We start from the raw sequence: 16,636 nt of genomic DNA on the forward strand, positions 1-16,636 counted from the left end.
AGGAACATATTATGAAGCTGAATCGTTCATGTCTAAAGAACCGGGAAGCCTTTGAACAGATTTCCGTAAAGCTCCCTGACTATGATTGGGACCGTATGGTACAGGCTACGGAGGAGGCGCCAAGATGGATCCATTTTGGTGCAGGTAATATTTTCAGAGGCTTTATTGCAGAACTGCAGCAGCGCCTTTTAGAAGAAGGACTGGAAGAGACCGGTATCATAGCGGCAGATACCTTTGATTTTGATATCATCGATAAAATATACCACCCTTACGATAACATGACCATGATGGTGCGTTTAAAGCCCGATGGCACCATGGAGCGGGAGGTTATCGCCAGCATTGCAAAAGGGGTGAAAGCGGATACTAAAAATGCAGAAGATTTTGGTTATCTGGTCAAAGCCTTCGAAAAGCCATCTCTTCAGATGGTGAGCTTTACCATAACAGAAAAAGGCTATGCACTTACTGACTTTAAAGGCGAATTCTTCCCATTTGTGAAAAAGGATATGGAAGAAGGACCGGAAAAGGCATCTCATGCCATGAGCGTGGTAACAGCCCTTCTTTTAAAACGTTATCAGGCAGGCGGCTATCCCCTTGCACTTGTGAGCATGGATAATTGCAGCCATAATGGTGAAAAACTGAAATCCAGTGTGGTAACCATTGCAGAAGCATGGGTAAAAGCAGGCTTTGCACCGGCAGAGTTTAAGGCATGGGCAGAGGATGAATCCAAAGTATCCTATCCCTGGTCCATGATTGATAAAATCACACCAAGACCGGCTGAAGTAGTGGAAAAGGCGCTGAAAGCAGTCGGGATTGAGGATATGGCACCTGTTATCACCAGCAAGAACACCTATATTGCACCTTTTGTGAACGCAGAGGTTCCACAGTATCTTGTAGTAGAAGACCGTTTTCCAGCTGGCAGACCTGCCCTTGAAAAGGCTGGAGTCTATATGACAGACCGGGATACGGTAAACAAAACAGAGCGAATGAAGGTCACTACCTGTTTAAATCCACTTCATACGGCATTGGCTGTATACGGCTGTCTTCTCGGATACAACAGCATTGCAGCAGAGATGAAGGATGAGGATTTAAAAGCCCTTGTGGAGCGGATTGGATATGTGGAAGGAATGCCGGTAGTGACAGATCCCGGAATTTTAAAGCCGGTAGATTTCTTAAAAGAGGTCATCGAATATCGTCTTCCAAATCCATTTATCCCAGATACGCCTCAGAGAATTGCTACGGATACCAGCCAGAAGATCCCCATTCGTTTTGGGGAGACCATTAAAGCCTATATGGAGGATGAGAAGCTGAATGTGGATGATTTAGCAGCCATTCCTCTTGCCATTGCCGGATGGCTTCGCTATCTTCTGGAAGTAGATGATGAAGGAAATACCATGGAAATCAGCAGCGACCCTATGCTTTCTGAGCTGAAAGAGCAGTTAAAGGATATAAAATTCGGGGAGCCAGATTCCATGAAAGATGGATTAAATGGAATCCTTTCAAATCCTGTACTCTTTGGCACCGATCTTGTAAAGGCTGGTCTTTCCGGTAAGATAGAAACGATGCTTCATAAGATGATTGCCGGACCAGGTGCAGTGCGCCGGACGCTGCATGAATATTTATAGTCCTCTCATTGAATTTGATGATTCTCTGTGCTAAAATAGGACATGAATTAGAACATGTTTGAAAGGCAGACAGACCATGAATATACAAATCTTTGGAACCAGAAAATGCTTTGAAACCAAAAAGGCGGAGCGGTATTTTAAAGAGCGGGGCGTCAAATACCAGTTCATAGACTTAAAGGAAAAGGGTTTGAGCAAAGGGGAATATCAGAGTGTGAGACAGGCAGTGGGAGGCAGAGATGCCATGCTTTGCACCGATTGCCGGGATCAGGATACCCTTCTTCTCATTAAGTACACCGCTGAGGAAGACAAGGACGAGAAGATTCTGGAAAACCAGCAGGTTTTAAAAACCCCTATCGTAAGGAATGGAAAGATGGCAACCGTGGGGTATCAACCTGAGATTTGGAAGGGCTGGGAATAAGGAGACCGTAATGAGAAAACCGGAAAAGGGACAGAATTGGGTATTTAATGAGGAAATCAGGAGCGAGCAGGCATCAGAAGGTGTGGAGCGAAAGATACTGGCATATTGCGATGAGATGATGTGCGTGGAAAATCACTTTGAAACGGGTGCCATTGGTAAACTTCATCATCACCCCCATACTCAGATCACTTATGTGGCAAGCGGAGCTTTTGAGTTTACCATTGGGGAAGAGACAAAAGTTGTAAAGGCTGGAGACACCCTGTTAAAGCAGGATGGCATCGTTCATGGCTGTGTTTGTTTAGAAAAAGGAATCCTGGTTGATATTTTCACTCCTATGAGGGAAGACTTCTTATAAGCAGTGTGTCCATGAAAAAATGTATAAACCTATTGATAAAAATGGTATAATATGCTATAAATGATACACATTGTGAATAAAGGAGGTGACTAGAATGGCAAAGTATGTTTGTGAGCCATGCGGATATGTATATGATCCTGAAATCGGTGATCCAGATTCCGGAATCGAGCCAGGTACAGCATTTGAGGATATTCCAGATGATTGGGTTTGCCCAGTTTGCGGTGTAGGTAAAGATATGTTCGTAGTAGAAGAATAAAGATAAAACCTTCAAGCAGTTGATGAGCAGTCAGCTGACTTGAAGGTTTTATTTTTTGTATCCTTTAGGGAGGTAAAAGCCGTTCAAACAAACGGTTTACTTCCACCTGACCGTATCCCCAGATATTATTGGGATAAGAGTAGGCAGGATTTCGGACCGCTCCGCTTATCATAAGGCGATTGGCATCATTTCCAGTCATTCTTAAATAATTTTCTCTTACAATGGCCCATTCAAAGACCATGGCAAGAATTCCGGCTGCATGGGCAGCAGCGGCTCCTGTACCTGTAGCTGTGCCGTATAGATTACCTGGCACAGCACATGTAAGCTGATACCCTGGTGCTGCAATATCTGGCTTTATCTGCCCGGTCCTTGTATAACCTCTGCTGGAGGTAGGAAGAATGCTGTCGTTATCTTGATTATAGGCAGTGACCGTCAAAGTGTGTCTTGTGTTTCCAGGTGCGGTAATGGTCGTATCCGGGTTAGAATTTAAGAAAAAGGTTCCATTTGATAAAAGGTCCCCGGAAGGGAGCCAGGAATGGAAGGAAAAAGGTTCATTTTCAGTTGCCTGGATGCGTAGATACCAGATTCCGGGAAGAGGATTATTAAAACGCAGAAGAATCATCTGATCTCCAGTTTGTTCTTCAAAGATCGTGTTATTTACGTAGATGGTAGTCTGGTTGAAAATGAAAGTAAATCTCCTGCACTGGTTCAAGGTGGGATAGATGGGCTGTGTGGATTCCCGGTTTGGAGAAGATATATCTATGGTAAGTCTGGCTGGCGAAAAGGACCAGATTTCCAGAAAGAACATGGTGTCCTCCTCACCGATTCTGAGCTCCACATCATTATAGAACGGAGGAGCGGCAGTAGAATTGAAATAATGCCTCTGATTATTTCCTTCATTCCCTGCGGATACAGAGACTCCATTGCCGGGCAGAAGGGTAAGATGGTCAAGATAATCACTTAATGGCCCTCGTCCAGTATGCCCACCTTGGCTGGTGCCCATAGCGATGCATATGACCACGGGGCGATTAAGGCGTGCTGCCACCGTTATAGCATACCGGGAACCCAGGATCAGATCAGACTCCTGATAACATACTTTATTTTGAGGCACAAAAAAGATAGATTTTAAGCTTTCTTTCGCCTCTTTTAACTTAACGATAATATATTCAGCCTGGGGAGCAACTCCCCGGAAGGATTGCTCTTCATCAGGAGTGCCTGCCAGAATGCTGGCGATAGCAGTTCCGTGACCATTGGTATCCGTTGTGGGAACAATGGAAAGAGGGTCTTCCGCGTTTAATGCTGTATTAATTTCATCCCTGCTGTATTCAGATCCAAAGGTAAACTCTTCAGGAATGGTCCCGGTTTGCACGGTCTGATCCCAGATGGATACAATCCGTGTGGTCCCATCGCTGTTTCTGAATGCCGGATGCCTGTAATCAATGCCGGTATCAATAACAGCCACTAACACTCCGCTTCCGAAAAAGGCAAGGTCAGGATTATTCTGTACCGCATTAACACCAGATTTTTCAAGGCTGACAGTGGAAGTCTGGGTAAACAAATATGGAAAACTGCTGTAAGAATGACGTCCTAAATCACAGGGGTTTGGGGTTCCAATGGGAATATGAAGCAACGAGTTTTGACGGTTCAAATAAGTAATGTTGTCACCCGTATCGTAAGTGGGAGCCAAAGCTGTAGTGATCATTAAGTCGTAGTAACCATTATCTAGAATTTTGGACAAAATTAACCCCCCTGCCAATTTAGCAAAGTATATGCTATATCTTATGCAGAGGGGCTTAGATTATGAGTTTTGGCTGCCTGTTTGTGGGGCAGCCGCAGCTGGTCCTGAAGATCCATTGACAGGTGCTCCTTCCACTGGAGGTACCTGAGCTGCTTCTGTGCTTGGGGTAAAGGTTGATTTACCGGCTTTCTTTAAATATTCTATAATTCCCTTGGCATCGGCTTCTCCAAGGGCTTTGTAAGACTCCTCAGTGGAGAGATAAGAGGTTAAATCGCTGGTGTGATTAATAAATCCGTGCTCAATGATAAATCCTCTGATGCCATACATCTGGGAGTAACGAGGAATTGCATAGTAATCCGCCAGGCTTCCATCCGGGAACATGGTTCCATTTTGAGAATCTCTAAGGATCAGCCCTCTGTTATGAAGCCCTATTGAGCTGAGCTGTCCTAAAATAGTATTGGCGGCTTCCTGGGACTGAAGAGCAAGCTCGTTGTTGAAGCGGCCTGTTTTCGGTGCCATGGAGCTTACTCCATAGGCATTTTTAGTTACTCCATTGCCTGGAGCTGAATCCACATGCTGGCTGACAAAGAGATCCGCATGGACAGAAGCCGCAAATGCTGCTCTTTGTTCTAACGGAACGGTTTTTTCCACGCTGTCCTTTGTCAGATAGACTGCATAATCCGTATTCTCTTCCAGATACTTCTTTGTATAGGTAGAAATTTTCATATTGATTTCATCTTCGTAATACTTGACACCGTTATATTCAAAATTGCATCCGGAATAATGTCCGTCAACTTTGCCATGACCTGGATCTAAAACTACCACCAGCTTTGAAGAACGATTGGCGCCTGGCCCGATTTCCGGCCCGCTTATTTTTGTAATTGGAGGAGCAAACGCTGGCCCTGTTTCCTCTTCCGCATATGCGGTAGAAATGGCTGTAGTGGAGATAATAGTTGCCAGTAATAAGGCACTGGCAGAGGCCGTTAATACGTTTTTAAAATTGATCATGACAGATCCTCCCGAATATTAGCATTTTATCTCATATTATAGCACTCCTGGAAAGAATTTGTAAATGGTCTTCTTTGATTTCTTTCCCTGTTATGATAAAATGGAATCGTTGAAAAAAAGCAGGAGAGTGAGGCTTATAAAATGAAATATTATTTCGCACCTATGGAGGGGATCACCGGGTACATTTACCGGAATGCCCACCGTAAGTATTTTAAGGATATAGATGTGTATTTTACTCCCTTTATCGTACCGACCCAGCACCGGATATTTTCTTCCAGAGAGAAAAATGATTTTCTGCCGGAGCACAATCAGGGTCTGGAAGTCATTCCTCAGATTCTTACGAATAAGTGGGAAGATTTTATATGGGCAGCAGGTGAGTTAAAGCAGTACGGTTATCAGGAGGTCAATTTAAACTTAGGCTGTCCGTCGGCAACCGTTGTGTCTAAGGGGAAAGGCTCCGGTTTTCTCAGTGAGCCGGAAAAACTGGATCATTTTCTGGAAGAGATATTTTCAGCTCTTGATATAAAAATTTCCATTAAAACAAGAATTGGGAAAGACCATCCCGACGAGTTTTCCCATTTAATGGAAATCTATAATAAATATCCCTTAAGCGAGCTGATTATTCATCCCAGAGTCCAAAAAGACTTTTATAGAAATGAGCCAAACCTTGGAGTATTTAAAGAAGCTCTCATTTCCAGTAAAAATCCCCTTTGTTATAATGGAAATTTGTCTGAGAGCAGAGAATATGAAGCGTTTATCCGGGACTTCCCTTTAATCGACCGGGTCATGATGGGAAGAGGACTGATTATGAATCCTGGACTGGCAGGGGATTTTAAACATGGGGACAAGCCAGATAAAAAACGATTAAAGGCCTTTCATGATGAGGTGTTGTCCGGGTATGTAGAAATCATTTCCGGAGATAGAAATGTCCTGTTTAAAATGAAGGAGCTTTGGGCCTATATGATACAGATTTTTGAAGAAGGGGATAAGCATGCAAAAAAAATCCGCAAATCCCAGAACCTGCTGGATTATAAAAACGCAGTAGATTCCCTGTTTGAAGAATTAGAATTAAAATCGAACATTTTGTGATTGAATAGTTGAATTAAACTATATCTTGTGGTATATTCTTATAATACATCTGATAACAGTTATTGGTATTAATTTATATATGACAGAATGGCGGGAATGATCTATGGATATAAGAGACAAAAACAAAGAGCTTTTACAATTATTTCAAGATGTACCGGCGCTTTTAGCAGTGCTACAGGGCATTGAGGAAAAATGGCAGGCCCCTTCCTATGGCCTTGTTCATTTATATGATAAATTTATGGCATTTTATAAAGGGGAAGAAACCATATCTGACCGGTTTAAAGTGCTTATTCAGGCAGCCGTGGAGCTGACCACACAGGAAGCACCGGACTGGGAATACATTAGCGCCAGGCTCTTAATGCTTCAGTTTGAGCTAAGCCTTAATAAAGAGCTGAAGCTGCAGAAGATTGAAAGCTTTTACCAGAAGATATGTGTTCTCACAAAGGAAGAGCTTTACGGGAATTATATACTGGAACATTACTCGAAGGAAGAAATTGACCGCTATGAGGCTTACATAGATCCGTCAAGAAATCATTGCCTTAATTACTCAGGGCTTGAGCTTCTTCTTAGCCGGTATGTAATCAGAAATCGCCAGAATGTTCCCATGGAAACGCCCCAGGAGATGTTTATGGGCATCGCCATGCATCTGGCTATGGAAGAGAAGAGCGACCGGGAGGCTTGGGTAAAACGCTTTTATGATATGCTCAGCTCTTTAAAAGTGACCATGGCGACTCCAACACTATCCAATGCCAGAAAGCCTTATCATCAGCTATCCTCCTGTTTTATTGACACGGTGCCGGATAGTCTTGACGGAATATACCGGAGTATAGACAGCTTTGCCAAAGTAAGTAAATTCGGAGGCGGCATGGGCCTTTATTTCGGTAAGGTTCGTGCAGCCGGAAGTACCATCCGTGGATTTAAAGGGGCAGCAGGCGGTGTTATTCGCTGGATCAAGCTTGCCAATGACACTGCGGTAGCCGTAGATCAGTTAGGGGTACGGCAAGGAGCGGTAGCCGTATATCTGGATGCCTGGCATAAAGATCTGCCGGAGTTTCTCGCCATCAGGACTAACAATGGAGATGACCGTATGAAGGCCCACGATGTTTTTCCTGCTGTCTGCTATCCCAACCTCTTCTGGAAGATGGCAAAGGAGAATATAGAAGGGGACTGGCATCTTATGTGCCCTCACGAGATTCTATCGGTAAAGGGCTGGTCACTGGAGGACTCCTATGGCACTCTGTGGGAGGAACGATACTTGGACTGTATTAGTGACAGCCGCATTCAGAAACGTGTCATTCCTATTAAAGATATTATCCGCCTCATATTAAAAAGTGCGGTAGAGACCGGAACTCCTTTTGCCTTTAACCGGGATATTGTAAATGAAGCCAATCCAAATGGACACAGCGGAATCATCTATTGCAGCAACTTATGTACGGAAATTGCCCAAAATATGAGCGGAGTAGAAGAAGTTGAGCAGCGTTACGAGACCGTAAACGGTGAAACGGTAGTGGTTACCGTTACAAAACCTGGAGATTTTGTGGTATGTAACCTGGCCAGCCTCTCCCTTGGTAATATTGATCTGGGTGACCCCGAAGAGCTCACTCAGCTTACCAGAAGTGCAGTGAGAGCCCTTGACAATGTCATTGATTTAAATTTCTTTCCAGTGCCTTATGCAAAGCTTAACAATCTTCGTTACCGTCCCATTGGCCTTGGAGTAAGCGGATATCATCACATGCTGGCAAAGAATCAGATTGCATGGGAATCAGAAGATCATCTTAAGTTTGCAGACCGCATTTTTGAGACCATTAATTTTGCTGCGATTGAAGCCAGCAGTGATTTTGCAGCGGAGAAGGGCAGCTATGAAAGGTATGATGGCAGTGACTGGCAGACAGGAGCCTATTTTTCCAAACGCCGCTATGATTCACCAGAATGGGAACGCCTGCGTAAAAAGGTTGCTTCCTCTGGTATGAGAAATGGCTGGCTAATGGCGATTGCGCCCACCAGCAGTACCAGTATGATTGCCGGTACGACAGCAGGGCTTGATCCCGTTATGAGCCGTTACTATCTGGAAGAAAAGAAGAATGGTCTTGTTCCCCGTGTGGCCCCCGACCTGGCACCTGAAACATTTTGGAGATATAAAAATGCCCACTTAATCGATCAGAAATGGTCCATTCGGGCCGCTGGTGTCCGTCAAAGGCACGTGGACCAGGCCCAAAGCATGAATCTTTACATTACCAATGATTACACCCTGCGCCAGGTATTAAATCTTTACATTCTGGCCTGGGAATCTGGGGTAAAGACCATCTATTACGTAAGATCCAAGAGTCTGGAAGTAGAGGAATGTGAAGCCTGCTCCAGTTAATGTATAAATCTAAGCAGACAAAGAAACAGGAAAAGGAGTTGGTAAAACCTTTATGGAACAATTAAAGAAACGACCTTTGTTTAATCCGGACGGTGATATTGATGTAAGGAACCGCCGAATGATTAACGGCAATACCACAAATCTCAATGATTTTAACAATATGAAATACTCCTGGGTAAGTGACTGGTACCGACAGGCCATGAATAATTTCTGGATACCCGAGGAAATCAATTTAGGCAGAGATACCAAGGACTATCCCCTGCTTAGTAAGTCAGAGCGGAGAGCTTACGATAAGATCTTATCATTTCTGGTGTTTTTAGACAGCATACAGACGGCGAATCTACCGGCCATCGGAGAGTATGTGACTGCAAATGAAATCAACCTCTGTCTTTCCATCCAGACCTTTCAGGAGGCGGTTCACAGTCAAAGCTACAGCTACATGCTGGATACCATCTGTGAGCCACAGACAAGAAATGAGGTGCTATACCAGTGGAAAAGCGATCCTTATCTGCTGAAACGCAATACTTTTATCGGGAACCTTTATAACGAATTTCAAAATGACAAAAGTCCTTTTGCTTTTTTAAAGGTAGTGATTGCCAATTTCATACTGGAGGGAATTTATTTCTACAGTGGTTTCATGTTCTTTTATAATTTAGGAAGAAATCAAAAGATGACAGGTTCTTCTCAGGAGATCCGTTATATCAACCGGGATGAGAATACTCATTTGTGGCTGTTTCGCAGCATGATTCTGGAACTGAAAAAGGAAGAACCCCAGCTATTTACCAAGGAATGTGTGGAAATCTACCGCAGCATGATTCGCGAGGGCTGCGAGCAGGAAATCGAGTGGGGCTGTTATGCCATTGGAGATGAAGTGCCTGGTCTGACGTCTCAGATGATTACGGATTATATCAAGTATCTTGGGAATTTACGATGCCATAGCCTTGGCTGGGAACCCGTATATGAAGGCCATGAAAGAGAGCCGGAAAGCATGTCCTGGGTCAGCCAGTACAGCAACGCCAATCTGATTAAAACAGACTTTTTCGAAGCCAGAAGTACTGCATACGCAAAGAGCAGCGCGCTCATTGACGACTTATAACAGGAGATTGAATCCAGCAAAAGCACTGACCTTGACAAACAATTTTTTTCGTGTTAATATGATAATACTCTGTAGAGAGTACCAGTCAGGGGCAGTACTGGTTTCGACAGGGGCTATGCAGCTGGTGAAGCTATCCGTATGCGATGCGTCAAATGGCAAACCTAAATATAAACGCTAACAATAATAAATTAGCTTTAGCAGCGTAAGCTGCTTGTCGGCCTTAAGGCACTCACACTTTAAGATCCCGGCATCGACTATGTGAGAAACGACGTGTACAAAGCTTTGAGTACACGGACGTATTATGAAGCTACTGAAGCTGTAAGGGTGTCAGTTCCCGTGCAGCGGAGGGAATGTCAATAGACTGACTATGATAGTAGAAGAACAGGGAATTGGTTTTTGGACACGGGTTCAACTCCCGTCTGCTCCACTAAAAAAAGTCTAGCATATGCTAGGCTTTTTTATTTTCGTGTTGTATAACGTGTTGTATCATTTGTAAATGCTCCTATTTACAGGGGTTCTTTTTTTATAGTTAAAACAAACTATCAAATAGAGCATAATAAAACCTATACAAGTCTACTCAATTATAGATCACAGTACACAACTTGACAAAGTCCCTATTAATCGATACAATGGGGGCGTGGAGGTGACGGAATGATACAATTATTATGTTCTAGAAGTATTGAACATCATAAAAATTCCATCTCTGTTTTTGATAAATAAATTTCTATCAACGGATAATTATATATTATGTGCAATATATAATGGTAGAAATTATTTTATCCCTAAACAGAAAGGATTATTAAAATGAACTATAATGTAGTTAGTAGATTAGATTCCTCAGGAGTGAGTAAAGCAGTAGGGAATTATACTCATATAACAAAAATTGAACCAAATGCGACATTTTACACTTTTTCTGGACAAGTCGGAGCAGATTTAGATGGTAACTTTCCTGATGAGTTTAATCAGCAAGTAAATAATACATTTTTAAATATATCTAATTTATTAAAGAGTATAGATCTTATCCCGGATAATGTGATTAAAGTTAATATATGGTCAACTGAAACAATAGACTGGAATCATTTTTATAAGGTTTATGAAAAGTTTTTTGGTACGCCTTATCCTTCTATGACGGTTGCTTATGTTAATGCCTTAGGATTAGAAGAGATAAAATTAGAAATTGAAATATGGGCAGCAAAATAATGTGGTTTCATATTCCTGATTAAATATTATAAGAAAATACAATACTAAAGAAAACACCTGTCGATTTATGGTCGATAGGTGTTTTCTATATAACGTGGTAGCAATATGATAAGTAAAGAAGATATAAATATAGTTAGAGATAATGTAACTTAGTATTGAATCTGTCAAAGAAATATTCGGATTATTTTTTACTGTTTAATTAACTTGTAAAATTACTCTGCCAAATCTATAATATAGATAATAATTAGAATGGAGATGGGCGTATTGGAGGTAAAGAATAATATGAATCAATCTGAACTATTTCTGGTATCACCGTCCGAAGAATATAAGGATAAAATCCTGGAATTCAAAGAAGAGTTTTTTGAAAGCGGTGATACCTTATATGGCACAGAGAATTTGCAGTCAACGAGTCATATTGAGGAATGGCTTTTAAAAGTACATAATAATCAAAGGGAAGAAACAGTAGAACCAGGAAAAGCCCCCTCTTATGAGTTCATGGCTATAAGAGAATGTGATGGAAAGTTAATTGGAATGATAAATGTTAGGTATAATCTAAAAAAAGAGATGTATTTATATTATGGAAATATCGGGTATTGTGTCCGAAAATCAGAACGAAAAAAAGGTTATGACGCTGAAATGTTAAGGCTGGCATTGCTTGAAGCCAGAAAAATCGGTTTAGATAAGGTTCTTCTAACCGTCGATAGTGATAACTTAGCCTCCATTGCAACAATGAAAAAGAATGGTGCAATATTGGAAAATGAAGTGCCTTACAATGGGAAAATCACACACCGATACTGGATTAAATGTTAATTTTCTAAAACGGAGAGTCTATGAAAAAAATTATTATTCTTATAATGACAGCACTTATTCTTTTCTCAAAATTCCCAATCACAAGTTATGCATTATCAGACTCTGAATCAGATTCCATACAAACATTGCTCAATGATGCCTGTCGTATATCCGGTGTTCCGGGAATGTCAATGACAATACTGGAAGATGATGACGTATTGTATTTTTCATCCGGGTACGCGGATCGTGAAAAGAAGTTACTGGCCAGTGAAAATACTCTATATGAGCTTGCTTCGGTCAGCAAAGCCTTTACTGGTATGGGGATCTTGCTGATGGAAGAAAAAGGGCTGCTGTCAATGAACGATTCTATTCAGAAGTATTTGCCTTGGTTCACGTTAAAGTATCAGGGGAAGCCCGTTGATATGCAAAATATTACACTCAATAACTTTCTGCACCATACCAGCGGTTTAACGAATAGCGGTCACAGTCAATACATTCCACAAGGAAACACGCCGGATATGCTGCGTAAAACAGTAGAAATGCTTTCAGGAACTGAGTTGTCATTTTCTCCTGGGGAGCAGTGTCGTTATGGAACTGTTAATTATGACGTGTTGGGACTGGTTATGGAAACCGTTTCGGGTCAGAGCTACGAAGATTACATGAAAGAACAAGTGCTTCAACCATTAGGGTTACATCAGACATATGTTTATAAGGCAGAGGCCGAAGCCAACGGAGAATTGGCACAGGGCTACCGTTCCTCATTCTTCATGACAGTTCCATACAATGCGCCGGATTTTGCAGGAAATAAGCCAGCGGGATATATCATTTCCTGCACCAAAGATATGGCACGATGGATGAACATACAGATGGGAGCGGTTCAGGATATACCCGAAGTATTTCATAAGGTCATTAAAAAATCCCATCAAGGAAATCTGTCAGTCACGGACGCCAACGGCATGTTTTATGGGGCGGGGTGGTATGTAAATTCCGACCAATCATATTTGGAACACCCGGGAGGCAACCCCAATTTCTCCACGAAAGTGTTACTCTTGCCAAAGAAAAACATCGCCATATGCCTGTTGACCAATGGTGTAAATACGAACACTGATCTTGTGATGCAAGTTGAAGAAATATTAGAGGGCAATCAGCCTCAATCCTATAAAATCAGCAGCTCACAGTTACTTGATATCGCTTTGTCATCAGCCACAATTATATGCTGTCTGTTTGCCGGCCTGTTCTTCCTTTTAGGATTGCATAGAAAGAATAGGTACTATCGTCAGAAAATGACAAAAAAGGGCCGAATAACAACCGCTTGCTGTCTGGTAATTACTATACTAATTTGGGTCATTCCCTTACTAATCGGAAATAGATGGTCGATAATACTTGTCTGGCAGACGTATAGTATTCTTACAGCAATCCTATCACTGGCGTTGTTAACCACATGTATTACATGGTATTTATATATTGCAAACACTACCCGTTTAAAAGACGATTAACCGTAACCATCTACAAATAATCCTGGGGGGAGGAAGTATATGGAACAAGATACTTTTGTATCAATTATAAAAGAACAGACTTACAGGGCGTTGTGGGAAGTGAAAAATGTGATAAACAGTGTTCCAGATGAATTATGGAATAAATGTTATTGCGACATGCCCTGTTGGAAGCACATATACCATATGCTTTTTTCCCTAAGCCGTTGGTTCATCAATCCACGGGATAATTCTTTCCTGCCACCGAAGTTTCATGTAAAAGATCTTAATAATCTGGATGTTGTATCCACGAAACAGCTTTCGAGATTCGATATAGATTCTTTTTACGAGGAAATAGAAGTCAGGATTCATAAATACTTAGATCAATTATCAGATGACCAATTATTAGAATATCCGCCGAATTGTGAATATAACAGATTTACTTTAATATTAGCGCAGCACCGCCATCTTCATACACATATGGGCGTAATTATGGGATTTGTAATAGGTGATGCCAAGCTATGGCCAAGAGTACTGGGGCTTGAAACTCCTTTTCCCACAGAATCTTATAGTAAATATTTTTAGATATAGAAATTTGACTGTACGGGGAAATAATGGTATTCTGAATCAATCATAGAACTAAAATGTAATAAGGGGGAAAATATAGTGAACAAGCAGTTAGAATTAGTGGCGGCATCTTATGATAAAGGCATTGAACTGGGGAGAAAAGGCATAGACTCTTATGAGAATTTCCCGGAATACATAACAAAAGATCCTGAATATGAACTGTTTTTAAAAATGAGACAAGAAGTAGGTCTCTCAGACAGCAGCCGTACGGAAATCGTTGAATTTTTATCTCCGTCCAGCAAAATGAATTTTATTGATCTTGGCTGTTGCCTGAATTTTTTGTATGGTGGATATAAAGATTGACCCTCCACGTATCATGGGGTAGATATAAGCAGTAAGACTATTGAATTATTGCAGGAGCTTACTGAAAAGAAACAATTATCAGCAGGTTCCTTTCAATGCTGCAGCATGCATCAAACTCCATTTGAAACAAGCTTTTTTGATATTGGAGCGTGTATTGGCTCCCTGGAGTACTTTGAAAAAGATTTTGTGGAAAAAGTGATTTTGGAGGCGCACCGGATTATAAAGGCTGACGGAAAATTCGTTCTTGACGTTCCAGACTTAGGGTCTCCTGAATTCTCAATTACCAAGAAGATTGAAGCGTATTTAGGCAGAGAAGATAAGTATGATTTATCACCAGAAGAATTTGAACATTTAATCGTGGATTATTTTAAAATAGAGAAAAAAGAAAAAGTTGGTCCAATGATTCAATATTTCTTAACATGTAGGAACAAATAGAAGTAAATAAAAAAGACTATCAGCTAACGTGTTAGCCCATAGTTTATATTATTATACCATTCATATGTTGTTTTTAGGTTGAGTCAGCAAGGAATATGAATATAAACCCTGCTGACTTAGCTGTAATTATTAACATTGCTCTGACTATTTAATAATCAGTCTTGAAACATATTCACTTTATCAATTTGGTATTTTGAACAAGATAAATAAGTTAGATGTGATGGATTAAAATAGGTGAGAGATTATGCGATGTGAACATTAACAGCCTGAAGACCACGATTGCCCTGGGTAGTTTCAAATACAACTGACTGACCATCTTCTAAAGACTTAAAACCTTCCATAGCGAGACCAGAGAAATGAACGAATACATCGTTTCCTTCTTCATCACAGATAAAGCCGAATCCCTTTTGTGCGTTAAACCATTTAACTGTACCTTTTTTCATAAAAGATACCTCCTTAAAATTATAATGTATTTCTGCGAAGATAAAAAAATCGCATATACTTGTAAATCATCAATAAATAATGACTTACAAATATATGCGAAATCAAAACTTTATTTAAAATACAATTGGATTATATCATAATGTACAATAAAAGTCAATCGGTTAATTATAAGAAAAACCACCAGACCGCCGAGGCTAATACAGCGCCAACAATACAACAGTTAAAATCGTTCATCGTATCCACCAGTCCGGCTGGCTGAATTGCCTTTTCTGATAAGTGAATATTAGACACATGGTTTTTATTTATATGAAATTTCTGCCATCGTTGAGCATTTCCGTGAAGGATACAGTCGCTTACATATTCCAGTACCTCCCAAAAGACGTGAAGTGTGATGGAAAAGTTAAATCCAAATAAAATAACAAGTATTTTTGTTATATCAGACCCGGCACGAATCGTGGCGATCCCAAAGCCTACGAATGCTGCTCCGGAGAGAAAATGAGTGATGCGGTCCCACCAGCTGAATCTGTCATAATAACCTAAGGAGCCACCAAGATATAAGGTCATAAACAGGATGACCAGATAAATAAGTATGCTGAACGAATCAATTTCCACACGTAAGATAAAATGAATCAGTGCAGGCAGGAAGGTCATAGCAAACACAAGGAGAGCCGATTTCATGAATCTGGCTTCTCGTTTTACCCCATGATATACGGCTAAAGCAAGTAAAAAACAACGAAAAATAATTTGTAAGAGATACATAATTTTCATATCATCACCTCGCAATTTAAGTATGTGCGATTAAAGAGAAAGTATGTAACTGCAAGTGAAATTATATAAAATGAGTCAGATGCATACGATTCTATGATATATATGGTATAATCTTTGATTGAAAGGAGGTTTATTCGTTGAACGTAAAAAATGAGTTAAAGGAACTTGTTATTTTAGAAGGTTTTTCTGGAATCTCTTTTTTAATTTTGTATGTGATCTGGATTCGAAAATTTCATATCTCATTTTCAATGGTGGCCTTTTATCCTATTTTATGCTGTAGCATCATACTGATACAGGGAAGTGTATTTTGGGGTATCACTCTATGGAGAATCAATGGACGAGCCCTTGATATGGCGTCTGTAGCAAACATATACCGCTTGTTTCGCATCATTGACGGAGGTATATTAATCGCGTACATTGTAGTCCTCCTTGGTGCAGAAGTTACGGAAAAGAGGTTAATATTTGGCATAGCTGTTTACATCTTTTCCATTTTAGAATATATTAATTATTACTACGTCAGATTGTCTTATCCCCTTCCTGAATTTATGAGGCGATTGGTGAAAGTCAATTTTAGTAAATCCAGAATCGCCAGGCTGTTAGAACACTCAGCCAGGTTCAGGCGATAAACTACATAAGAAGATACTAGGGGATAAA

Annotated in this window: 17 protein-coding genes, 1 other RNA gene and 1 pseudogene; 15 read left to right on the top strand and 4 right to left on the bottom strand. The window is 40.9% G+C overall.

Going from position 1 to position 16,636, the window contains the following annotated elements:
• The first annotated feature begins 11 nt into the window (after positions 1-11).
• The 4 genes from T546_RS0101765 to rd all read left to right on the top strand — a co-directional run bounded on the left by T546_RS0101765 (position 12) and on the right by rd (position 2,651).
• Positions 12-1,622, top strand: coding sequence for a mannitol dehydrogenase family protein (locus T546_RS0101765; protein WP_026890141.1), 1,611 nt, complete (start codon positions 12-14; stop codon positions 1,620-1,622).
• A 76-nt stretch (positions 1,623-1,698) separates the two neighbouring features.
• Positions 1,699-2,040 carry an arsenate reductase family protein gene (locus T546_RS0101770; protein ID WP_026890142.1) on the top strand — a complete coding sequence of 114 codons (342 nt, stop codon included), beginning with the start codon at positions 1,699-1,701 and terminating at the stop codon, positions 2,038-2,040.
• A gap of 10 nt (positions 2,041-2,050) precedes the next feature.
• On the top strand, positions 2,051-2,395 hold the full coding sequence (locus tag T546_RS0101775; RefSeq protein ID WP_026890143.1) for a cupin domain-containing protein: 345 nt from the start codon (positions 2,051-2,053) through the stop codon (positions 2,393-2,395).
• 94 nt (positions 2,396-2,489) lie between these two features.
• Positions 2,490-2,651, top strand: a complete 162-nt coding sequence (gene rd, locus T546_RS0101780; RefSeq protein ID WP_024835565.1) for a rubredoxin — start codon at positions 2,490-2,492, stop codon at positions 2,649-2,651.
• 64 nt (positions 2,652-2,715) lie between these two features.
• On the opposite strand, the gene T546_RS0101785 is transcribed toward rd, so the two are convergent.
• Complete coding sequence (locus tag T546_RS0101785; RefSeq protein WP_026890144.1) at positions 2,716-4,389, bottom strand: S8 family peptidase; 1,674 nt, start codon at positions 4,387-4,389, stop codon at positions 2,716-2,718.
• Between the two features lie 60 nt (positions 4,390-4,449).
• Positions 4,450-5,397, bottom strand: coding sequence for an N-acetylmuramoyl-L-alanine amidase family protein (locus T546_RS0101790; RefSeq protein WP_026890145.1), 948 nt, complete (start codon positions 5,395-5,397; stop codon positions 4,450-4,452).
• Positions 5,398-5,538: 141 nt separating this feature from the next.
• Here T546_RS0101790 and T546_RS0101795 point away from each other — a divergent pair, with 141 nt between their 5' ends.
• The 10 genes and pseudogenes from T546_RS0101795 to T546_RS0101835 all read left to right on the top strand — a co-directional run.
• Entirely contained in the window at positions 5,539-6,486 is a 948-nt protein-coding gene (locus T546_RS0101795; RefSeq protein WP_026890146.1) for a tRNA dihydrouridine synthase, read from the top strand.
• A 103-nt stretch (positions 6,487-6,589) separates the two neighbouring features.
• The gene (locus T546_RS22605; protein ID WP_034597440.1) at positions 6,590-8,848 is read left to right on the top strand and encodes a ribonucleoside-diphosphate reductase subunit alpha; all 2,259 of its coding nucleotides are present in this window, start codon (positions 6,590-6,592) and stop codon (positions 8,846-8,848) included.
• 52 nt (positions 8,849-8,900) lie between these two features.
• Positions 8,901-9,944 carry a ribonucleotide-diphosphate reductase subunit beta gene (locus tag T546_RS0101805; RefSeq protein WP_026890147.1) on the top strand — a complete coding sequence of 348 codons (1,044 nt, stop codon included), beginning with the start codon at positions 8,901-8,903 and terminating at the stop codon, positions 9,942-9,944.
• Between the two features lie 88 nt (positions 9,945-10,032).
• Positions 10,033-10,374, top strand: a transfer-messenger RNA (tmRNA) gene (gene ssrA / locus T546_RS24905).
• Between the two features lie 374 nt (positions 10,375-10,748).
• Positions 10,749-11,144, top strand: coding sequence for a RidA family protein (locus tag T546_RS0101810; RefSeq protein WP_026890148.1), 396 nt, complete (start codon positions 10,749-10,751; stop codon positions 11,142-11,144).
• Between the two features lie 282 nt (positions 11,145-11,426).
• Complete coding sequence (locus T546_RS0101815; protein WP_034597443.1) at positions 11,427-11,954, top strand: GNAT family N-acetyltransferase; 528 nt, start codon at positions 11,427-11,429, stop codon at positions 11,952-11,954.
• A 20-nt stretch (positions 11,955-11,974) separates the two neighbouring features.
• Entirely contained in the window at positions 11,975-13,429 is a 1,455-nt protein-coding gene (locus T546_RS0101820; RefSeq protein ID WP_026890150.1) for a serine hydrolase domain-containing protein, read from the top strand.
• A gap of 39 nt (positions 13,430-13,468) precedes the next feature.
• Positions 13,469-13,990 (top strand): hypothetical protein, encoded by a 522-nt coding sequence (locus T546_RS0101825; protein WP_026890151.1) that lies wholly within the window; start codon positions 13,469-13,471, stop codon positions 13,988-13,990.
• 81 nt (positions 13,991-14,071) lie between these two features.
• Positions 14,072-14,335, top strand: coding sequence for a hypothetical protein (locus tag T546_RS0101830; RefSeq protein WP_026890152.1), 264 nt, complete (start codon positions 14,072-14,074; stop codon positions 14,333-14,335).
• 18 nt (positions 14,336-14,353) lie between these two features.
• Positions 14,354-14,770 (top strand): annotated as a pseudogene (locus T546_RS0101835) (methyltransferase domain-containing protein); the annotation flags it as partial.
• 242 nt (positions 14,771-15,012) lie between these two features.
• On the opposite strand, the gene T546_RS0101840 reads toward T546_RS0101835, so the two are convergent.
• Both T546_RS0101840 and T546_RS0101845 read right to left on the bottom strand, forming a co-directional pair.
• The gene (locus tag T546_RS0101840; protein WP_024835577.1) at positions 15,013-15,213 is read right to left on the bottom strand and encodes a cold-shock protein; all 201 of its coding nucleotides are present in this window, start codon (positions 15,211-15,213) and stop codon (positions 15,013-15,015) included.
• Positions 15,214-15,379: 166 nt separating this feature from the next.
• Entirely contained in the window at positions 15,380-15,982 is a 603-nt protein-coding gene (locus T546_RS0101845; RefSeq protein ID WP_026890154.1) for a hypothetical protein, read from the bottom strand.
• 137 nt (positions 15,983-16,119) lie between these two features.
• Between T546_RS0101845 and T546_RS0101850 the strand changes: the two genes are divergently transcribed.
• On the top strand, positions 16,120-16,608 hold the full coding sequence (locus T546_RS0101850) for a hypothetical protein (protein WP_026890155.1): 489 nt from the start codon (positions 16,120-16,122) through the stop codon (positions 16,606-16,608).
• Positions 16,609-16,636 lie beyond the last annotated feature (28 nt).

It is taken from the genome of [Clostridium] aerotolerans DSM 5434 (assembly GCF_000687555.1).
GTDB classification, from domain to species: Bacteria; Bacillota; Clostridia; order Lachnospirales; family Lachnospiraceae; genus Lacrimispora; species Lacrimispora aerotolerans.